Source organism: Pseudomonadota bacterium, assembly GCA_011049115.1.
GTDB lineage: Bacteria > Desulfobacterota > Anaeroferrophillalia > Anaeroferrophillales > Tharpellaceae > DSCM01.
Genome location: DSCM01000090.1, coordinates 1 through 19,979 on the forward strand (window position 1 = coordinate 1; position 19,979 = coordinate 19,979).

18 protein-coding genes and 1 pseudogene are annotated in these 19,979 nt (G+C 62.6%); 1 reads left to right on the forward strand and 18 read right to left on the reverse strand.

Translation table 11 applies throughout. The annotated features are described in order from the left end of the window. Positions 1-187: 187 nt before the first annotated feature. The gene (locus ENN66_07585) at positions 188-1,729 is read right to left on the reverse strand and encodes a hypothetical protein (protein HDS16451.1); all 1,542 of its coding nucleotides are present in this window, start codon (positions 1,727-1,729) and stop codon (positions 188-190) included. Between the two features lie 596 nt (positions 1,730-2,325). Here ENN66_07585 and ENN66_07590 point away from each other — a divergent pair. Next, entirely contained in the window at positions 2,326-2,541 is a 216-nt protein-coding gene (locus ENN66_07590; GenBank protein ID HDS16452.1) for a hypothetical protein, read from the forward strand. 97 nt (positions 2,542-2,638) lie between these two features. Here ENN66_07590 and ENN66_07595 read toward each other — a convergent pair whose 3' ends face one another. The 17 genes and pseudogenes from ENN66_07595 to ENN66_07675 all read right to left on the reverse strand — a co-directional run bounded on the left by ENN66_07595 (position 2,639) and on the right by ENN66_07675 (position 19,977). Continuing rightward, a complete protein-coding gene (locus ENN66_07595; GenBank protein HDS16453.1) occupies positions 2,639-2,896 on the reverse strand; it encodes a hypothetical protein in 258 nt (85 codons plus the stop codon). 69 nt (positions 2,897-2,965) lie between these two features. Continuing rightward, positions 2,966-3,394, reverse strand: a complete 429-nt coding sequence (locus ENN66_07600) for a hypothetical protein (protein ID HDS16454.1) — start codon at positions 3,392-3,394, stop codon at positions 2,966-2,968. Further along, positions 3,391-3,843, reverse strand: coding sequence for a tRNA (adenosine(37)-N6)-threonylcarbamoyltransferase complex ATPase subunit type 1 TsaE (tsaE, locus tag ENN66_07605; GenBank protein HDS16455.1), 453 nt, complete (start codon positions 3,841-3,843; stop codon positions 3,391-3,393). Before tsaE ends, ENN66_07600 begins: the two co-directional genes overlap by 4 nt. Then, on the reverse strand, positions 3,840-5,474 hold the full coding sequence (locus ENN66_07610; GenBank protein HDS16456.1) for an NAD(P)H-hydrate dehydratase: 1,635 nt from the start codon (positions 5,472-5,474) through the stop codon (positions 3,840-3,842). Before ENN66_07610 ends, tsaE begins: the two co-directional genes overlap by 4 nt. A 123-nt stretch (positions 5,475-5,597) precedes the next feature. Next, positions 5,598-6,344, reverse strand: coding sequence for a 1-acyl-sn-glycerol-3-phosphate acyltransferase (locus ENN66_07615; GenBank protein ID HDS16457.1), 747 nt, complete (start codon positions 6,342-6,344; stop codon positions 5,598-5,600). Between the two features lie 71 nt (positions 6,345-6,415). Beyond that, entirely contained in the window at positions 6,416-6,682 is a 267-nt protein-coding gene (locus ENN66_07620) for an acyl carrier protein (protein ID HDS16458.1), read from the reverse strand. A gap of 24 nt (positions 6,683-6,706) precedes the next feature. Further along, entirely contained in the window at positions 6,707-7,933 is a 1,227-nt protein-coding gene (locus ENN66_07625) for a beta-ketoacyl-[acyl-carrier-protein] synthase family protein (GenBank protein HDS16459.1), read from the reverse strand. Further along, a complete protein-coding gene (locus ENN66_07630; protein HDS16460.1) occupies positions 7,921-9,417 on the reverse strand; it encodes a hypothetical protein in 1,497 nt (498 codons plus the stop codon). The genes ENN66_07625 and ENN66_07630 overlap by 13 nt, the downstream gene beginning before the upstream one ends. A 73-nt stretch (positions 9,418-9,490) precedes the next feature. After that, on the reverse strand, positions 9,491-9,688 hold the full coding sequence (locus ENN66_07635) for a hypothetical protein (GenBank protein HDS16461.1): 198 nt from the start codon (positions 9,686-9,688) through the stop codon (positions 9,491-9,493). A 74-nt stretch (positions 9,689-9,762) separates the two neighbouring features. Continuing rightward, positions 9,763-12,444, reverse strand: a complete 2,682-nt coding sequence (locus tag ENN66_07640; GenBank protein HDS16462.1) for a VWA domain-containing protein — start codon at positions 12,442-12,444, stop codon at positions 9,763-9,765. 17 nt (positions 12,445-12,461) lie between these two features. Continuing rightward, positions 12,462-13,274 carry a CbbQ/NirQ/NorQ/GpvN family protein gene (locus ENN66_07645; protein ID HDS16463.1) on the reverse strand — a complete coding sequence of 271 codons (813 nt, stop codon included), beginning with the start codon at positions 13,272-13,274 and terminating at the stop codon, positions 12,462-12,464. A 263-nt stretch (positions 13,275-13,537) separates the two neighbouring features. Then, on the reverse strand, positions 13,538-13,795 hold the full coding sequence (locus ENN66_07650; GenBank protein HDS16464.1) for a mechanosensitive ion channel: 258 nt from the start codon (positions 13,793-13,795) through the stop codon (positions 13,538-13,540). Beyond that, positions 13,786-14,127: a mechanosensitive ion channel gene (locus ENN66_07655; protein HDS16465.1), complete on the reverse strand. Its 342-nt coding sequence runs from the start codon at positions 14,125-14,127 to the stop codon at positions 13,786-13,788. Before ENN66_07655 ends, ENN66_07650 begins: the two co-directional genes overlap by 10 nt. Before the next feature lie 73 nt (positions 14,128-14,200). Further along, positions 14,201-14,434, reverse strand: coding sequence for a hypothetical protein (locus ENN66_07660; GenBank protein ID HDS16466.1), 234 nt, complete (start codon positions 14,432-14,434; stop codon positions 14,201-14,203). 489 nt (positions 14,435-14,923) lie between these two features. Then, positions 14,924-15,235: pseudogene (locus tag ENN66_07665) on the reverse strand (pyrimidine/purine nucleoside phosphorylase). A 175-nt stretch (positions 15,236-15,410) separates the two neighbouring features. Beyond that, the gene (locus tag ENN66_07670) at positions 15,411-16,853 is read right to left on the reverse strand and encodes an efflux transporter outer membrane subunit (protein ID HDS16467.1); all 1,443 of its coding nucleotides are present in this window, start codon (positions 16,851-16,853) and stop codon (positions 15,411-15,413) included. After that, positions 16,840-19,977 carry a multidrug efflux RND transporter permease subunit gene (locus tag ENN66_07675; protein HDS16468.1) on the reverse strand — a complete coding sequence of 1,046 codons (3,138 nt, stop codon included), beginning with the start codon at positions 19,975-19,977 and terminating at the stop codon, positions 16,840-16,842. The genes ENN66_07670 and ENN66_07675 overlap by 14 nt, the downstream gene beginning before the upstream one ends. Positions 19,978-19,979: the final 2 nt, after the last annotated feature.

Genomic DNA, 19,979 nt, shown 5'->3' on the forward strand with positions numbered 1-19,979 from the left:
CATTACCAATAAGCAAACTTAAAATTTAACCATGAACATCAGTGCTTAACTTTATCTTGCAATCAGGGTGATCAATTTTCGATAATCACAACTGGTCAAATTTCGGTTGTCATAACTAGACGGTTCTGAAAAACGCCTCAGGCTGGAGCGAGGTCACCCTGCCCTACCGCGTCGGGCGCGGCTGCGACTAGGAACGCGCGGCCGCCAGCCTTCTTTGCAGAGCCGGCAGCACCCAGAGAACGGTCGGCAGGGCGCCGCCGACCCCGAGCAGCACGGTCAGGCCGATTGAATGCAGCGCCGGATGACGGGCCAGAACCAGCACGCCGAAACCGGCCAGCGTGGTCAGGCCGGAAACCAGCACCGCCCGTTCGGTGCTGGCCCGGCGGCCGTGATAAAGCCGGTAAACCATGAAAATGCCGTAATCGACCCCAAGACCGATCAGCAGAATCACGGCGACCAGGTTGAACAGATTAAAGGAAAGTCCCAGGGCCCCCATGCCGCCGAACATCGTCAGCAGACCGGCCAACACCGGCAGCAGGGCAAGCAGCGCCTGGCCCAAATGACGCAGCAACAGCAGCAGGATCAGGCCGACGCTCAGCAGCGCCAACCCGATAAAGCGTTTGAGATCGGCGGCGATCACCGCGCTGACCTCGGCGCTGAAAGCCTGCGGCGAAACCAGGTAAAGCGCCGAGGCCGGCCCCGCTTCGGGAATCAGGGCCGGCAGGCCGGGACGATCGGGAACCAGGCTCAACAGCGTCACCTGATCCGGGCCTTCAGCCAGCAAGACCTCCAGCAGATCCGAAAATCCCGCCCGCGCCCAGAACTCCCGAGTCAGGGGCGGCGGCGCTTGCGTCAGGGCGGTGAAAAAAGGCTGAAAAGCGTCGGCGGCGAAACCGAATTCCGCGCCCAACCGCGCCAGCTCCCGGTGCAGCCCGGCCAAGCGCTCAGGCGACCAAAACGTCCGCCAGCGCCGTCGGTTTTCCCGCTGCGCCTCAAGTCCGGGCAGCACCGGCGCCAGACTGACGATTTCCGCCGCCGAAAATTCCCGGCGCAACCGTTCGTACAGCCGCTCATTGGCCGTCAGAGCCGCTTCAAGATCGAGCCCCCGAGCGAAAGCCAGGGCCCGACCGCGCAGATCCCCCCAGACTTCCCGCAGCTCGGCCTCCGCCCGCCGCAAATCCGCCGGCACCAGATTGACCTCGCGCAGATCCCCGACACAGTCAATCCGGCCCGCCGGTCCGGCCAGCAAACCCAGGCCGAGAACCCAGGCAAAAAGCAGCCGCCGGTCGCGGACCCGCCCCGACGCGACCGGGGCCGCGACCGGCGGCGCCGGCATTGGCGACCCGGACCCCAGAAAATGCGGCAGCACCAACAAGGCCAGCAACAGGGCCAGCAATACTCCGACTCCGGCGAACAGCGCCAGCTGCCGCTGCCCCGGCAGGCTGGAAAAAAGCTGGACCGCGAAAGCGCCGACCGTGGTCAACCCGGCTCCGAGCAAGGGACCGGCCAGCCGGGCCACGGTTTTTGCGGCGGACTGGTCCGCCGCCCGCAGGGCAAAATAAAGATGCAGGCCGTAATCCACGCCGACCCCAAGCAGCACCGCGCCGAAACCCACGGTGATCGCGGAAAGCGACCCGCCGACCCAGCCGGTCAGAGCCAGGGCCGGACCCATGACCGCAAGCGGCAGCAAAAAAAACGAGCAGGGCCCGGCAGGAACGCAGAAAGACAAGAAAAATCAGGCTTAAAGCCGCCAGCGAAGCCCCGAGCACCACCACCATATCCCGCTGAATGGCGCCGGCATTGGCGATCGTGTAACGATGGCCAATGCCGGCTGTCGCCGTCAGCCCCTCCGGCAGCGCGGCGCTTTGCCGTTCCAGTTCCCGATACAGCCGCAGGGAGCCGGCGTAATCGGTCAAGGGCACCGGCGTTTCCAGAAAAAGTAGGGTCTCACGGCCGTCGGCGCTGAGAAAACGTCCCTGCAGCAGCCGCCCCCGGGCAACCGGATTAAGTCCCGACAAACGCCTAAACAACAGCTCGCGCAAAGCCAAGGGATCGCTTAGGATCATCTCTTTCTGCAGAAAGCCGGTCGGCTGCAGCAGCTCCCACCGGGCCCGGCCCAAGGCTTCACTTAGGGCCGGGCCACTCAGACGAGCCTCGATTTCAGCATAATCCGCGGCGTTAAAAAGATTGGCCCACTGACTGCCGGCAAACGCCAGCAAGGCTGACTCGCGCCCCTCTCCGGGGCCGCCCAGCACACGGGTGAACAACGGCGGGCGCAGGCGGGCGGCCAAGGCGTCGGCGGCCTGCAAGAGCTCTGCGGGCTCGATGGCAGTGCGGCTGCGCAAACGCAGCACGATGCGCCGCGCCAGGGGAGCCTGGGACAGCAGCTTGAAATCAAGCGCCGCCCGGCCGCCCCGATCCGGCAACAGGGCGGCGGCGTCGGTGCTCAGAGGCAGACGCCAGAAAAACAACCAGCCGACGGCCAGCAACAGCAACCCCAGCCCGGCATACAGCCGCCGCCGCGCCGCCACCCCGGCATAAAGCCGCTCCAGCCGACGCGTAAAAAAAATTTTCGCCATCGTTTCGCATGAACAGGCGTTTCTTAAAAAGGCAAGGGAGCGAAAAAAGGCGCGGTCGCTCAGGGTTCGGGGCGGTTGATCTCGACGGCTTGAAAATTAATGACCGTATAGTCGCCGCCGGCTTCATTGATCAACAGGCGGGTGACATGGCGACAGTCGGCGGCGAAGGTCAGCCGCAGGGAGAGAACCCGGCCGCCGCCGCTTCGAGACGCCGCTGAAAACCTTCCAGCGTCAGCCGCTCCGACGCGCCCGGTTGTGCGAAAGCCGCCGAAGCGCCCAGGCAGGCCAGGCTCAAAAACAAAAACAAAGGCCCCCAAAACCGGCTCAGATTACCGGCCACGGCAAACTCCTTCAAGGCAGACTCGACCCCGGCGGCGTCCAGAGCTTCAATTCGGCTGTGGCCAAGGTTTCCTCCCCCGCCGTGACCCGGGCCGCGACCACGAAAAAATCATCCACCCGGGCCTGGGTCTCGACCTCGACTCGACCTCCAGCGCCTCGCCCCCAAACGCCTTCCGCATACAGGAAAAACGGCGCACTCCGACCAGAAAGCCCAGCCCCGGGGCCCGGCCCGCCAGACGATCCCGGTAGCCTTGCAGACAGGCATAGGCCTGGGCCATCATTTCCAGCAGGACGACCTCAGCCAACCGCTCCGCTTCGGCGACAAAGACCGGAGCGACCCGGGCACCGGCCGCGACCCGGCCCCGACCGCTCTCGGGATCACAGGCCAGCAGGCTATCGACCAGCAGCATGGTCCGGCGATGGGGAATCAGTTCCTCCGCCGGACAAGGCAACCGCATCCCGGCGGGCCGCATCACAAAACGCCCCGCCGCACCTGGAAAAGGCGTTTTTCTGCTTCCAGAATTTCAATTTCAATGCCGATCAGATTCGTCGTCGGCAGCAAATCCAGGACCTTTTCCGGCCATTCGATCACCAGCACTCCGGGAGCGGCGAGATAATCATTGAAACCCAGCTCAAAAAGCTCCTCGGCAGAGCTCAGCCGGTAAAGATCAAAATGATACAAGGGCAGACGCCCCTGGTACTCGTTGATCAGAGTAAAGGTCGGGCTGTTGAGATAATACCAGTCGGCGACCTCCAAGCCCCGGGCCAGGCCCTTGGTGAACCAGGTTTTTCCGGCTCCGAGATCGCCCCGCAGGGTGACGATGTAAAGCTTTAACGCCACGAAGCCACGCGCCAGGGCTTCGGCAAAGTCCAGGGTCTCGGCCGGCGAAGAACTCAAAAAGGATGAAGCCGGCAATCGCTTCATGATGACGACCCCGGCGCTGAAAACCCCTCGGGGACGGACTTTTTCGCCTCTTTCGCCCGCTCCCGCAGGAAGCCGGACAGGGTCACGGGCAGGGCCCGGGCCAGTTCGCAGGCGGTAACGCCGCCGTGCCGACCGGCCGCCAGCAGCTCGTCGGCAATCTTCCCGTGCAGGAAAACCCCGGCCTCGGCCGCCGCCCGCGCCGACAGCCCCTGGGCCAGAAAAGCGCCGATCATACCGGTCAACAGATCGCCCGCGCCCGCGGTCGCCAGCAGATGGTTGCCGCTGCGGTTGACGGCCAGACCGCCGCCGGCCTCGGCGATCAGGGTGCCCGCGCCCTTAAGCACGACCACCAGCCCGAATTTCGCCGCCAGTTCCCGCACGGCGGCGAGACGGTTATTCTGAACAGCACTGGCCGAGCTGCCCAGAAGGCGGGCCGCCTCGCCGGGATGCGGCGTCAGAATCGTCCGCGGCCGGGCCGGCGGCAGGATTTCCGGCGACCGGGCGAGCAGGGTCAAGGCATCGGCGTCCAGTACCGCCGGCAGCGGGCTTTGCCGCAGCAGCCCGGCGAGCAGAACCGCCGCCTCATCCCCGAGTCCCAGACCCGGACCCATCGCCAACGCGCTCTTCCCGCGCACCAGCCGTTCCAGTCGCGCCGGCGGCAGCGGGGTCGGGAAACCGGCGGCGTCTTCCGGCAGGGCCTCCAGCATCAGGGCCGGATTTAGGCCTTCCAGCCGAGCCGCGACCGTCGCCGGCAAGGCCAGGGTGCTGAGACCGCAGCCACAATGCAGTCCGGCCCCGGCGGCCAGCAGTCCGGCCCCGGATTTTCCCGGCCCCCCGGCCAGGGTCAGAAGATGACCGCGCCGGCCTTTATGCCCGTTCTCCTCCGGCTCCGGCAGTAGCTTGCCGACATAAGCGGCGGTCAGCAACGTCACCGCCTCCGGTTCGGCCGCGGCCCAGATGCGCGGAATGCCGATATCGACAATCTCCACCCGGCCCGCGTATTCACGGCCGGGATAGATGAACAACCCGGGTTTGCCGAAACCAAAGGTCGCCGTGACCGTGGCCCGCAGGGCCCGGCCCAAAGGACGGCCGCTGTCGGCATGCAGACCGGAAGGCATGTCGAGCGCCAGAACCGGACCGGAAAAGGCATTGCCGGCCGCGATAGCCTCGGCGTAAAGCCCGCCGACTTCACTGTTGAGACCGGTTCCGAGCAGGCCGTCGACCAACAACCGGCTGTTTTCGAACAGACCCGACCGCGCCCGCCAGGCCTGGGTGTCGGTAATCTCGTCGACCCGGCCGCCCAGCCGCCGAAAGGCCTCCAGATTAATTTTCGCATCGCCGCCGACGGCGGCGGCGGCAGCCAGCAGCAACACCCGCAGCCGGCGATAACCGGCCAGCAGCAGCACCCGAGCAACCACCAGGGCGTCGCCGCCGTTATTGCCCTTGCCGGCCAGCAGCAACACCTGATCGTCGAAACTTTGCAACCAGCCCGCCGCCTCAATCAGCCGCGCGGCGCCCCGACCGGCCTGCTCCATCAGGACCACTCCGGGAATGCCGATTTCATGAATCGCCCGTTCATCCAGGGCGCGCATGCGGGCGGCCGGCAGAAGCTTGATCGATCCGTCCATCATTGTTTCTCCGTTGTTACGGCAAAGGCTTCTCGCCCAGGCTTGCGGTTCAGAGGGGAAAAGGCCTCTCTTTTCGCCCCGCGACCGCGCTGAAAAATGGGGCGCAAGCCTGATCCCAGCGCCCCCTCACTGCGACGGGCCTGAGGGTTGTCGCAGGCGAGCCAACTCACGGGCCATGGTTTCCTTTACCTGCCGCCGCAGGCGGCGATGCCCCTCGGGCCCGGTAAAATCGGCCGGATCAACGGCCGGCAGAGCCCGCAGGCAAATGGTGGCCGGTCGCAGCAACCAGCGGCCCGGCGGCAGCAAACAATCCGTACCCACAAGACAGAGGGGAATCACCGGCAGCCCGAGTTTCAAGGCCAGTAAAAAAGCCCCGGAATAAAAACGCTGCAGTTCACCGTCCCGGCTGCGATGCCCCTCCGGAAAAAACAACAGCGAGCCGCCGGCGGCAACAATTTCCCGCGCCTGGACCAGGAGGTCGTCGAACGGCGCGCCTTCCACCTCCAGATAGCGACGAGCCAGGCGCACGCAAGCCGTATACCAGAAAAGCCGGCGAAAGGGCCAGCCGCGCACCGCGAAAGCAATATTGCTGTGCGGCTGCGCCGCCATGCAGTAGGTGTCAAAAAAGGAAAGATGATTGACCACGTACAGCACCGGCCCGGCCTCGGGCGCTGAGAAACCATCGACCTCAAAACGCACGAAGGGCGCGACCAGCAGCATCCAGCCGCGACCGTAAAACCAGATAGAATGGCGCACGATGCGCGCCCGTGACCAGCCCGTGACCGCCTTCCAGAGCAGCAGCAACAAGGGCGCGACCAACAACAGACCGCACAAGGTCCAGAGCGCCAACAGCGGGTAGACCCAGAGGTTCATTAAAACAACCCTCAGGCAGGAGGCGGGCGCGGTTTTCTCCCCGACCGCCGGCTCGAAAATACCGACGCGACTCAAGGAACCAAGGTTTCACTTTTCCGCTTGCGCGCGAGCACGAAACGATGAATATCACCCAGGGTCCGAATCTCGCGCAGGCCCTCTGCATCCCGAATCTTGATGCCGAAAGCGCCTTCCAGAACCACGACCATATCGACAATATCAAGGCTGTCGAGCCCAAGATCAGCGAAGATCTCGGCTGTGGGCCGCAGCGCCGCTTCCTCCAGTTCAAACTCCTCGGCCAGGGTTTGATTGACCAGAGAGATGATTTCCGTATCCGTCATGTTATCCCCAAAAATCCATTGATATCAATGCCGGCCGCCGCCCAGCACCAACGAGCAGTTGACTCCGCCCAAAGCAAAATTATCTTTCAAAGCCAGAACCGCATCATGTTTTTCCACCCTCTGCAGCAGATGAAGCCCGGCAAAACGGGCATCGATCTCCTCCAGATTACGCGTCGGCCAGAATTCACCCCGATTCAGCATCGCCACCGTGGCGATGGTTTCCAGTGCGCCGCTGGCCGCCAGGGTATGGCCGAGATGGCCTTTCAGACTGCTGATCGGCACTCGCGACCCGAAAATTTCAGCCAGCGCCGCGGCCTCGGCGAGATCGCCTTTTTCAGTGGCGGTCGCGTGCGCGTTGACATAGCCAATCGCCAACGCCGGCACTCCGGCATTGGCCAGCACCGCGCGAATACATTTCTGCATGGCCGCCGCACTGGGCTCGGCAATGCTGCCGGTTTCGGTCAGCGTGGCGAAACCCCGCAATTCGGCCAGAATTTCCGCCCCGCGCGCCTGAGCCGCCTCCCAGTCTTCCAGAACCAGAATCCCGGCGCCTTCACCGCAGACCACGCCGTCGCGGCAGCGGTCAAAAGGCCGGGAGGCGGCGGCGGGATTGTCATTATAACCAACGGAAGCGGCATTCATCAAATCAAAAGTGGCCGCCGCCAGCGAGTGAAACTCCTCGGCTCCGCCACAGACCATGACCTGCTGCAGGCCGCCGGCGATCATCTCGTATGCGTAGCCCAGGGACTGACAACCGGTGGCGCAGGCCGCCGCCGGAGCCAGCAGACGCCCGGTCAGACCGAAATATTGGGCCACGTTGGCAGCCGCCGAATGGTTCATGGTTTTAAAAAAGAGCGAGGTTTTCATGCGCGCGAAACTTTTATCGACCAGATAGTCGGCAAAAAAGCTTTCACTGGTTTCCAGACTGCTGATCGTACTCCCGATCGCGACCCCGCACTCGCCGTCGGCATAAAGACTTTCCGGCAGCCGCGCCTGGTCCAGGGCTTCCCGCGCGGCCAGCACCGCGAACAGCGACTGCCGTGACATGGAGCGCCGTTGGGCGCGAGCGATTTCCCGACCGTTAACGTCGGGCACCAGCGCCGCCAACTGCGTCCGCAGGCCGCCGTAAGCCGCCAGTCCGGGAACCGAGGTCACCGCGCTCTCGCCCGCGGCCAGGGCCTGAAGCAAGCGCGGCACACCGCGGCCAAACGGGGAAACCGCCCCCATTCCGGTAATCGCTACCCGTCGCATACCATCCTCTCACGCCACTCCCGCAGCCGCGCCTGGCCGACAACCTCGCCCACCGCCGGAAAAGCGGAAATCAGGGCCCCGAGTAAACCCGGCGCGGCGGTCGCCTGACCGGCCAGCAGGAGCCCGGCAAGCCTGGTCCGGGCGGCCGGGTTATATTGCCCAACCTGATGTCTGACGCCGTACAGCGACCCGGTGGCGGAAGCGTTGATCCGCCGCAGGGTGCGATTGGTGGCCACACAGGCAACCCTCAACCCGGAGCCCAGCTCCGGCAAAAGTTGCAGCAGACGTTCCCGCACCGCCTCTCCCAGCCGCTCCTTGCGGGCGGCGTAGGCGGTCTGACTTTCTGCCTCAGACCCGGCCGACCCGGGAAGAGTCGGCAACACCGCCGTGATGCCGCCCCGCAAGCCCGTCCCCGCAATCTCGGAGGCCATCAGATTGAGATACAGCAGGCGCCGACCGGGCGGCAGGGTAAAATCGAACAGCTTACCGCCGGACTCCGGCAAAAAAAAGTAATTCCGTCCCGGCAAACCGCTTCGGAACCCGGAAACGGTGGCGCCGGAAAGGTTTTTTTCGGCCCGCGCCGTGGCTTTTGCCGGAGACGGATGCAGAAAAACAATCTCGGCCCCGACCGATTCCCGCAGCTGCAAAAGCCGTTTGCGATAGGCCGGACGCCAGGCCGCGGCTGGCAGCAAGGGCAACAAGGCGCGCGGATGCAGGGTGGCGATCACTCCGGCGGCATCCAGCTCGACCCCGTTAGCGCAACGCACCCCGGTCAAGGCTCCGGCCGGGCTCAATTTGATGGCGCTGACCTGATGACGGCAGAACAGCTCGACCCCGCAGCCTCGCAGGGCGGCGACAAAAGCTTGCGCCAACCGCCGCCCCCCGCCTTTAAAACTATGCGCCGCCCCGTAATAACCACCCACCACGCCGGCATGCAGGGCAAAGGGAATTTCACCCGGCAGGGCCCCGTGCAGCAGGCAATGCACCTCCAGCAGGGACCGCAGGCGACCGTTGATGCGCAGTTCATCCAGAACCTGCCCCAGACTGCCGGCGAAGGCCGCCGGCACCGGCGGCGGGGACGGCGACGCGCATCGGGTGCGGGCAAAGTTAATGGTCGGCGCCATGAAAGCGCCCCGCGCCATCAGCACCGCGTAAACCGCGGTCGCCGCGCCGGCCATCCAGAGTTCGTGCCCGGTCATCGCCTTCAGCGCACCGACCCAAGGTCGGGTGCCGGCAAAAACCTGTCTGATATTCTCGGCCTCGGCGGCGTCGCCGGCCGGGGTTGAGGTGGCGTGCGCCAGCAGCAGATCAACCTCTTCCGCCTTGATTCCGGCCTCCGCCAGGGCCCGGCGCATGGCCCGGGCCAGACCGTGGCCGTCCGGCACGGAAAGATGGGCCCCATCCGAGGAAAAACCATAGCCCGCAACTTCTCCCAGAATGAGCGCCCCCCGGCCCTCGGCCAGCGCCAGATCCTCAAGCACCAGGGCCGCCGCCCCGCCGAGCGGGGGCCACCTTGCCGGTCCACCACCGGCAAACTAAGACAAAGCGACGGGTTCGTCAACTTAAAAAATCTCCGGGCGGCCTTTGCCGGCCCGAATTCAGCTTATAGGTGAGCGGCGCCGGTTTCTCAAGTTCTTTTATCTGTTCCCAGTCCAGCCGCCCGCGCAAGCAAGCTTCCAGATCGAGTCCGGCCAAACCGCCGCGCCCGTAAACCGAACCCAGGTGCGGCCGCCGCCAGACGGCGCAAACCTTCACGCCAGGCCGCCGCCCCAAAGCCCCGGCCGCACGCCTTGGGGCCGAAGGGTTGGAGCCCGCATAAGAAAGCGCGTTCAAGGCCGGGTCAGGGCCCGGTAAATCCGGGGCAGTTTATCGGGCAGCTGCCTGACATCGGCGATCACGGTATGATGCACATCACCGTACAGGTTGTCGAGATGGGGAGAATTAACGGCGTTGACCGTAATCGCGTGGACGTGAATAAAGGCGGCACGGCTCTCGCGAATGGCGCTGCGGCTGTCGGCAATCGCGTACTCATGGCTGTAATCCTGATCATTGGGCAGGCCGTCACTCAGAATAATCATCAGTTTGACCCGGGCGGGACAGCTCTTGAGAGCCTGAGCGGCATGCCGGATGGCGGGCCCCATGCGCGTGTTTTTTTCCGGGCGCACGCCACCGATGCGGCCCTTGACCTCAGGGCCGAGGGTTTCAGTAAAATCCTTGAGATAAAAAAATTCCGCCGCCAGCCGACCGGAGCCGGAAAAACCGGCCAGGGCATAACGGTCGCCGACCTTTTCCAGAGCTTCGCAAAACAGCACCAGGGCTTCCTTCTCCACCGCCAGCACCGTCTTGCCGCCGCCGTCCAGCACGGCCTTGCGGGTTGAGCTGGACAGATCAACCAGGACAAAGACCGCGACATCGCGCTCGACCTTCAGGCGTTTACGGTAGAGCCGCTCGGACGGGGTCAGGCGCCGGCGGCGATCGAGAGCATATTCGAGCAGAGCGTCGTAATCAAAAGCCTCGCCTTCCGGCCAGCGCCGCAGAATCTGCATGGTTTCCGGCCGCAAAAGTTCGAAATTGCGCCGAATGCGCCGAATCAGACCGCCGGAGTCAGCGATCGTCGCCGCGTAAAAAAACTCGTCGCCGCCGACCCGGCGATGTTCAAGCAGCTTGACCCGATGACGCAGGTAATCGTTCAGACGATAGTCCCACTCATCATACCAGAAGGTCGGCAGCGGTTCATCGCGTCCGCCGGCGAGCGTCGCCGCGGGGTTTGGGGGCAGCAGCTCGTTCAGCCTGACCCCGGGCGGCAACTTAAGCAACCGGCCTCCCCCGTGATCATACAAAGCCCCGCTTTGTTCCAGCCGGCGACGCAAGAGCTCCGGCGTCAGAATCTGTTTTTCGTCGGCCAGGATTTCCCGGATAGTCGTCTTGTCGACGCCGACCCCCTGTTCCGCCAGCCGGCGACACCAGGCCGCAGCCTTTTTCTCGGTCGCGGCCCGAGCCAGGTAGACCAGATCAAAACGCAGTCCGCGCTGCCAGGGAAAACTGAAGGCGAGAAGCTCCGCCACGCCTTCCGGCCGGGCCGCGACCTGGTCATAGACCGCCGCCACCCAATCGGCGGAGGCCTCGACCAGGGCTTCCGGCTGATGCAGAGCGTCCGCCTGCCGCTCCAGCTCCGCACTCAGCGCGGCCGCCTGCGTCAGGGCGGCGGTTTCCTCCGCCACCGGCGTCAGCAGGGCGGCGGCCCGCCGGGCAAAGCCCGGATAAAGACGCCGCAGAAAAGCCCGCACCCGGACAAATTCAGCCAGGTTGAAAAGCTTTTCCGCGAGTGCGGGAACCGGAAACAGGGCAAAAAAGGCGTAGTAGTCGGAACAGGCGAAGGCCGGCGGAATTTCATGTTGGGTCGGGCGCGGGCCGTGGAGCCGCTGCCAACGCCCACAATCAAAAGCAAAACTGCCGGCTTCAAGCCAGGCCAGTTCGAGACCGGCGAGCAGGCGATAGAGATTCTGATTGGCGGCCAGGTCGCGGCCGGCTTCCATTTCCGCCGGCAGATAAATGGTAACCCCATCCGTGCAGACCGCCGCCGGGCGGTCGACCGGGCTGGGCGGGATTTCACTCAGCGATCGCACCGCCAGGGCGCGGCCCCCACGGGCCCGCAGATAGCGCTGCAGTTCCGGAATCTGGGCCGTCAGCGTCGCCATTGTCTGCTGACGGCGATGCAGCTCCCGAGCCGCGCTCGCCTCCAGAGCGAGAAAACGACGGCGGCGCTCGCCCTGATTCACCCCGGCCAAGGCGGTCTCGACAAAACTCTCAAGATCGGCCTTTTGCAACAAGCGCAGCCCGCGTTCCAGCCCGAGCAGATAAGAGCGCCCCAGCTCGTAATCAAGCTCCACGACGCGCTTCAGCACCTTTGTCTGCGAAAAACGCTTGCCCGCGGCCATGCCCTTGATGCCCGCAACCAGCTGTTCCACCAGACGAATCAGTTTTTTTTCAGCAATCCCCTGTGACAACGCGGCAGCAATCATATCCACATAAAGCCCGGCGGTTTCCGCGCCGCCGACCTCGAGCACGCTCAGCAGACCGTTGGCCACCTGCCCCCAGGGATAAGGCCCCCAGGGACCGAGATCACGAAACAAAGCCATGGTCCGGTGATACAGCGCGGGCTTTTCGGCGGCGCAGACCGGAACCATCTTTTCCGCCACCGCCTGGGCCAGGAGCAACGTGATACGCCCGGCCTCGGTCACGGCCTCGAGATAGTCTTCCAGGCAGCGTTCCCGCCTGGCCGCCGGCGCCTCAGACAATAAACGGCAGACCCCCTCTACCAGGACCGGTCCCAGCTCGGCCCGCACGGCATGAAAAGCGGCGACCGCCCGGGCCAGCCGGTTGACCAGTGCCGGCAAAAGCGGCGTCTCCAGCCCGGCCAGCCGCAGACGCAGTTTTTCTGCGCCTTCAGGAAGACCGTGATACAGCGGATCCAGCGCGACGAACAAGGGGGCTTGATTTTCCAGGTCCATTGAAGGGCGCTGCCGACCTAGAGAAAGATATCGGAAATAAGTTCATCCAGGGTCGCCAGAAGACCGGGATCGTCGGTCAGGGGCTGAGCCATCGCGCTGCGGCAGGACAGGGCCGGATCGATGCCGCGACGCATCAGCTGCCCGGCATAAATCAACAGCCGGGTACTCGCCCCTTCGGCCAGGCCCTGTTCCCGAATCTGGCGGATCTTCCCGGCTAAATGAACCAGACGGGCCGCCAGTTCCAAAGCAATCCGGCTTTCCTGGGCGACAATCGCGCTCTCGGCCGCTGGCGCGGGATAGTCAAAGGCAACGGCGACAAAACGCTGGCGGGTACTCTGCTTGAGATCCTTCAGTACCGACTGGTAGCCGGGGTTATAAGAAATCACCAGCTGAAAATCGGGGTGCGCCTTGACCAGCTCGCCACGTTTGTCGATCGGCAGCAGGCGTCGATCGTCGGCCAGGGGATGAATGACCACGGTGGTATCCTTACGGGCCTCAACCACCTCGTCGAGATAGCAAATCGCTCCGCCGCGCACCGCCTGGGTCAGGGGGCCGTCCATCCAGACGGTCTCGTCCCCGGTCAACAAGTAGCGACCGACCAGATCGGCGGCGAAAAGGTCCTCGTGACAGGAAATCGTCACCAGTGGCCGCCGCAAACGCCAGGCCATGTACTCGACAAAACGGGTCTTGCCGCAACCGGTCGGACCTTTGAGCATCACCGGCAGTCGCTCCCGCACCGCCGCCTCGAAAAGCCCGATTTCATCGGCCACCGGCAAATAGTAAGGTTCTTCCCCGATCAGATAATCGCTTAACGGTTTTATTCCCTGCATGACAGCACCCGCCTTCACCGCACGACGTACAGCACCCGACAAACCCGGGCCACTTTGCGCCGGAACCAATTAATTAACCGCGGCCCCATGAGAAGACTCTTTCGGCCCCCCGCGGTCCTTTAGCGCGGCGAAGTTAGCATACCCCGAGCTGAAGATCAAGGGCTCAGGCCCGTCTCGCCGGCGCTTTTCCTGCCACAGACACCGAAAACACCTGCTGTTTGCGGCTCAGATATTTCCCTCGCGACGCTTTTCAAGCTAAGATTTCAGGCTTTCAGGGGGAACTCCTTGATATGGAGATCATGCTGGGAGAAAAGAATTTCAATGCCATGTTCGTGAAAGGCTTCCCAGATAGTGACCAGAATGGCGCTCTTGACATTGACCAGGCCCTGTTCCGGATCGATGATCCAGGCTCTGAGCCCGAGGTCGACGCTGTTTGAGCCGAAACCCTTCAGGCAGGTTTCCGGGGCCGGGCGGGCCTGCACGCGAGGGACCCCGAGAGCCACTTCTTCCATCAGCCGCATAGCCTTGGGCAGATCACTTTGATAGGCGATTCCGCCGGGATTGCGAGCCGGAAATGACGGGCGCTGTAGGTCAGGTTGGTGACTTCATCGACAATCAGTTTCTCGTTCGGAATCAGATGTTCCCGACCGTCCCGGCTCATCACCGAAACAAACCTGGCGTTCATCGAGGTAACCGTGCCGTAAATCTCGCCGATCTGCAGGGTGTCACCCAGCTTGATCGACTTGTCGAAAAGCAGAATGAGGCCCGAAATCAGATTGGAAAAGATCTTCTGCAAACCGAAACCGATGCCGACCGAGACCGCCGAGACCAGCAGGAGAAAACCTTTTTTCATAAAACCCCCTGAATGGCGAAGCCGGTCTCCCGCCCTCCGCGAAGTCAAGCTCCTGCCTGAGCGGATAAGACGATTAACGGTTCAACCTGAACCTTTTCATGCGACTGACAACCTCCCCGGAATCGACAATCTTGTTATCGCGGTTGACCACAACCACTTTAAAGGGTTTGAATTCCCCAAGATTGTCTTCGGAGGGAGGATAAAAGGCTATCTCCAGGCCAAAGTGCTCGTTCAGTTCGACCCCCGATTCCCCGCTCTTTTTCAGGAAAAAAATCGGGTCGGGGTTCGCGCTGTTGACATGGTTCATGATAATGCCGCGCGAATAGCGCAGACCGTCGATCGAAAGATATTTGAAGGCGCCGCTGTCCCATGCGAAGGCGAGATAGGCCTGATAAAATGATTTACTCTGTTTTTACAGAACACGAACGTTAACGGCTTCGCGGCCGGGGCCGGGGAGACCGCCCGGTTTTCGCCGGAAACCACGGCCGCGGTGCCCGCGCCGGAGGTTGTCATCCGGGCTACGGTTTTGTCTTTTGCAGAGGTCTGCTGGGGTTGGGCTGAGTTCAGAAGACTACCGATCAGGCAAGCCGGGGGAAAGACTTGCGCCCCAAGCCACAATTTACACCTGAAACTGAAGATGGAAGCGATGACTGTCAAGTCAAAATCATGCTCCCTAAAGGTTACTACCTGTTCGAGAACCGGATGAAACCGTCACCCTGACCTCACCGGCAGGGCGAACGCCGCTCCCCACCCGGCGGCCGGACAACACCGGCGCATAACCACGGCCTTTCGATTTTCAACCCAGGAAACTGCAGCAATAGTCGGTGATGCGCCTGATTTTCAAGCCGAATCTGGATCGCGCCAAAACCGAGAAACTCTCGCCGGACCGCAGCGCCCGCCAGTCCTGGCCGGGAAGCAACACCTCAAGTTCTCCGGAGAGCATCTCCATCAGCCCGGCGGCCTCGGTAGCGAAATCGTACTCTCCGGGCGGCATGATGCCCAGGGTCTTCCTCGAGCCATCGGCAAAGAGCACCGTGCGACTGGTCACCCGGCCGTCAAAATAGACATTGGCTTCCCTGACTACCGAAACATCGTTAAATTACGACATCCTGTCTTCCCTCTCTCGCTGATGGTTGGCCACCTTGGGTTATTTTCCGCTTTTAACCAGACCACAACCCAAGCTGAGTCCTTGGACGAACCGCAAGACGACCGCCTTGGGGTTCCGCAGGGCCCGCGCTTCCTTAGCACTGCATTTATCACGCCTGAAAACAAGGCGATGGATGCTATTGGCCTTCCTCCGGCGGCAGCCAGCCGCCGCCCAGGGCCTTGTAGATTCTGACCAGGTTAACGGCTACCGCGCCTTCGCTGACGGCCAGTTCATCCTGAAAAGAAAGCAGGGAGCGCTGTGCGTCGAGAACGTTGCTGAAATCCTCGAGGCCGCTTTGATAGCGATCCCGGGCCAGCAACACGGCCTGACCGGCAGCCGTGGTCGCCAGATTCAGGGCATCGCGTCGCAACTGTTCACGGGTGTAGGCCGTCAGAGCGTTTTCCACCTCTTCCAAAGCCCCGAGCACCGCCGCTTCATAACGCAGCAAAGCCTGTTCCTGACGGGCGGTCTGCACCTCGATGTCTCGACGAATCGCGCCGGCATCGAAGATCCGCCATGAAATCGAAGGCCCCAGAAGCCAGGCCCGACTGGCCCATTCCGGCAAATCACCCAGCTGCAAGGACTCCAGACCGATACTGCCCAGCAGATGAAATTTCGGGTAACGCTCGGCGGTGGCCACGCCGATGCGGGCGGTCTGAGCCGCCAGTTCACACTCGGCCCGACGAACATCGGGCCGCCGGCGCAGGGTTTCAGCCGGAACCCCGACCGCGACCGAGGGCGGCGGCACCGGCACCGGTCTGGGTTCGCGCAATTGCGCGGCCAGCGAGCCTGGGCTTTCCCCCAACAGGACCGCCAGGCGATTTTCCGCCGCGGTCAGATCGGCGCGCAAAGCCGGAATGCGGGAACGGGTATGTTCAAGGTTGTAGCGCGCCTGCTGCACCGCCAGTTCATCAAGCAAACCAGCCTCATAACGCGACCGGTTAAGCTCATAGGTATGCTGCTGATCAACCAGGTTGGCTTCCGCCACCAGAATTCGAGCCTGGTAGGTGCGCACGGCTATGTAATTAAACGCGACCTCGGCCGTCAGGCTGACCAGAACATCGCGCAAGCCCTCTTCGTCGGCAGCCAGCTCGGCCTTGGCGGCCTCAATTCCGCGACGCCGGCCGCCAAAAACATCAAGCTCCCAGCTGGAGTCAAAACCGGCCGCATACAGTTCATGCTCCAGGCCGGAACCGGAGCGCTCGCTGTCGCGCCGGGTCATCACCGAGCCCGCGACCTCCAGCTCAGGCCACAGTTTTGCTTCCGCAACCCCGCGCCGCGCCCGGCCTTCCCGCACACGCTGCACGGCCTCTTTCAAACTCAGATTACCCCGCAGCATGCGGGTTTCAAGTTCGCTCAGCAGGGGATCTTCAAGCACGGCCCACCAGGAGGCCAACGCCGATTCATCGCTTGCCTGCGCCCGTAAACCGTCTTCACCGCCTCCCAGCCACTGCGCCGGCGCCGGCGGGCTTACCGGAACATAATCGGGGCCCACCGCGACACAGCCGGACAGCAGGAAAAACAGCCCCAACAAATTCAGCCAACAGCACTTTCTCATTTTCATCTTAAGACCGCTCATGCCGGGCGCTCCTTTGCTGCCGCCAGAGATTGCCTTTTTCACGGGCCGACTGGAAAACGTAGTAGAGCGCCGGAATCAGAAAGATGCCGAACAAGGTCGAAATCAACATTCCGAAAAACACGGTCGTCCCGATGGCCCTCCGACTGCCGGAGCCGGCGCCGGTGGCGATAACCAGCGGGACGACACCCAGAATAAAGGTGAATGCGGTCATCAGTACCGGCCGATAACGAATCTTGGCACCGTCCACCGCCGCCTCGAGTACGCCGAGACCGTTTTCCCGGCGTTCCTGGGCGAATTCGACAATCAGGATGGCGTTCTTGGCCGCCAGCCCCACCAGCATCACCAGGCCCACCTGAGCGTAGATGCTCAGGGGAAAGCCAAACAGCCACAGACCGCCCAGGGCCCCGAAAATCGCCACCGGAATCGAGACAATAATCGACAACGGCAGATTCCAGCTTTCATACTGAGCCACCAGAAAAAGATAGGCAAACAGCAGGGCCAGAGCAAAAAGACCGACCACCTGACCGCCGGCCTTCTGTTCCTGCAGGGACATTCCGGACCACTCGTAAGCATAGCCCTGGGGCAAAGTTTCCGCGGCGATACGGGCCATCGCCGCCATGGCCTGCCCGGAGGAAAAACCCGGTGCCGCACCGCCATTGAGCTGAGTGCTGTAAAACTGATTATAACGCTCCACATTCTGCGGCCCCAGCACACTGGAAATCGTCACCAGACTCGGCATCGGCACCATGTGGCCAGTGTCGCTGCGCACATAAAGGCGGTTAATGTCGGCCAATTCATCACGATATTCGGCCCGGGCCTGAATCTTGACCTGGTAAACCTGCCCTTTGAGCGTAAAATCATTGACATAACTCGACCCCAGATGACTCTGCAGGGTGGAGAAGATGCGGCTGACCGGCACGCGCAGATATTCGGCCCGGGTCCGGTCGACATTGATAAACACCTGGGGCGTGCCGGCGGTATACGTGGAAAAGACCCGCAGCAAAGCCGGATCCCGGTTCGCGGCTAGCACCATCGCCATCGTCGCGCCGTAGAGTTCCTGAGGACTTTGCCCCTCCAGAGCCTGCAGACGGAAATCAAAGCCGCCGCTGGTGCCCAGGCCACTAATCGGCGGCGGCGCGAAGGCAAAACCATTGGCTCCGGGAATTGCCGCCAGAAGCCCCTGAGTCCGACCGATGATCGCTTCAATCTTCTGCTCAGAACGCTTGCGCTCCCGCCACGGCTTCAGAATCACCACGCCGAGCCCGACATTGTTGCCGTCACCGCTGAGCAGGCTGAAACCGCTGACCCCTATGAAATCACGCACGCCGTCAATGGCCTTGACCTGAAGCGCGACATCCTGAACGATCGCCTCGGTCCGTTCCAGCGAGGCGGCCTCGGGCAGCTGGACATTGATAAAATAGTAACCCAGATCCTCGGGGGGCAGAAAACTCGTCGGCTGCACCTTGAAAAGGTACCAGGTGCCACCGATAATCAGGACAAAAATCAACCCGACCACCGGCAGATGCCGCAGCAGCCAGTTCGAACCGGCGACATAACCTTTACGCGAGCCTTCGAGCAGGCGGTTAAACCAGGCCAAGGGGCCGCGGCGCACGGTTTTCGGCGGCCGCAGAAAGGTCGCGCACATGGCCGGGCTCAAGGTCAGGGCGCAAATCGCCGAGATCAGCACCGAGGTACAAATGGTTACCGCAAACTGTTTGTAGAGCTCCCCGGTAATCCCCGGCATGAAGGCCACCGGCACGAAAATCGCGAACAGGACCAAAGTCGTGGCGACGATGGGCCCGGTAACCTGGGACATGGCCCGCAGCGCCGCCTCCCGGGCGCCGAGCTGCTCGTCCTCCATCACCCGGTAAACGTTTTCTACGACGATGATGGCGTCATCGACGACCAGACCAATCGCCAGAATCAAGGCGAACAGGGAAATCGTGTTGGCGTTATAACCCAGCGCCAACAGCACGGCGACGGTGCCGATCAGGGAAACGGGAATGGCCACCGCCGGAATCAGGGTGGCACGCAGATCCTGCAAGAAGATATAAACCACCAGGATAACGAGGAAGGCGGTCAGTAACAGGGTCAGGACGATTTCCTCAACCGCCGCCTCGACATATTCGGTGGTATCGAGAATGATCTGATATTCAACATCCTCGGGCATCCGTTCGGCGATGCGCCGAAGCTCCGCCTTGACCTCCTGCATCGTATTCAGGGCGTTGGCGCCCGAAGACCGATAGATCGCGATGGTCGCCGCCGGAGTCCCGTTGAGATTGGACTGATGACCATAATCCTTGGCCGCCAGTTCGATCTCGGCGACATCCCGCAGCCGCACCAGACCGCCTGCGGGACTGGAACGAATAACGATCTCACGGAATTCATCAACCTCGGTCAGACGTCCCTTGGCCTGCAGGGTATACTGCACCTGCTGACCGGCGGCCACCGGTTCCCGGCCGATACTGCCCACCGCCGCCTGAATGTTCTGCCGGCGAATGGCGGCAATGATATCCTCGGGAGCCAGTCCCATCGCGATCAGGCGCTTGGGGTCCATCCAGATGCGAATACTGTATTCCTTCTCCCCGAAAATGAAAGCATCGCTGACCCCGCTGATGCGAACCAGGGAGTCACGAACATTGCGGTCGACATAGTTGCTGAGATACAGCATGTCCCGACTCTTGCCGGGAGAAAAAAAACTGACGGCGGCCATCATGTCGGAGGAGCGCTTACGCACGTCGATCCCCTGGTCGACCACCTCGGCAGGCAGCTTGGGCATTGCCAGCTGCACCCGGTTCTGAAGATTGACCTGGTCGATATCGGGGTCGGTGCCCACCGCGAAGGTCACACTCAGGGAATAGGAACCCGAGTCGGAGCAGCTGGAGCTCATATACAGCATGTTATCGACCCCGTTGACCTCTTTTTCAATCGGGGCGGCCACGGTTTCGGACAGCACCTGGGCGCTGGCTCCGGGATAAAAGGCCGAAACGCGAATCTCCGGCGGCATGATCTGGGGATAAGGGGCTACAGGGATATTAAAAAGGGAGATCAGCCCGGCGATCGTCATGAGAATGGAAACCACCGCCGCCAGGCGTGGTCTGGCGATAAAGATGCGAGAAAACATGG

Excerpts from the sequence above, each read along its gene's own strand:
- ENN66_07640 (HDS16462.1), bottom strand. The coding sequence starts at position 12,444 with ATGGACCTGGAAAATCAAGCCCCCTTGTTCGTCGCGCTGGATCCGCTG.
- ENN66_07645 (HDS16463.1), bottom strand. The coding sequence starts at position 13,274 with ATGCAGGGAATAAAACCGTTAAGCGATTATCTGATCGGGGAAGAACCT.
- ENN66_07610 (HDS16456.1), bottom strand. The coding sequence starts at position 5,474 with ATGATGGACGGATCGATCAAGCTTCTGCCGGCCGCCCGCATGCGCGCC.
- ENN66_07655 (HDS16465.1), bottom strand. The coding sequence starts at position 14,127 with ATGAAAAAAGGTTTTCTCCTGCTGGTCTCGGCGGTCTCGGTCGGCATC.
- ENN66_07670 (HDS16467.1), bottom strand. The coding sequence starts at position 16,853 with ATGAGCGGTCTTAAGATGAAAATGAGAAAGTGCTGTTGGCTGAATTTG.
- ENN66_07590 (HDS16452.1), top strand. The coding sequence starts at position 2,326 with ATGGCAGTGCGGCTGCGCAAACGCAGCACGATGCGCCGCGCCAGGGGA.
- ENN66_07625 (HDS16459.1), bottom strand. The coding sequence starts at position 7,933 with ATGCGACGGGTAGCGATTACCGGAATGGGGGCGGTTTCCCCGTTTGGC.
- tsaE (HDS16455.1), bottom strand. The coding sequence starts at position 3,843 with ATGAAGCGATTGCCGGCTTCATCCTTTTTGAGTTCTTCGCCGGCCGAG.
- ENN66_07660 (HDS16466.1), bottom strand. The coding sequence starts at position 14,434 with ATGAACCATGTCAACAGCGCGAACCCCGACCCGATTTTTTTCCTGAAA.
- ENN66_07650 (HDS16464.1), bottom strand. The coding sequence starts at position 13,795 with ATGCGGCTGATGGAAGAAGTGGCTCTCGGGGTCCCTCGCGTGCAGGCC.
- ENN66_07615 (HDS16457.1), bottom strand. The coding sequence starts at position 6,344 with ATGAACCTCTGGGTCTACCCGCTGTTGGCGCTCTGGACCTTGTGCGGT.
- ENN66_07620 (HDS16458.1), bottom strand. The coding sequence starts at position 6,682 with ATGACGGATACGGAAATCATCTCTCTGGTCAATCAAACCCTGGCCGAG.
- ENN66_07675 (HDS16468.1), bottom strand. The coding sequence starts at position 19,977 with ATGTTTTCTCGCATCTTTATCGCCAGACCACGCCTGGCGGCGGTGGTT.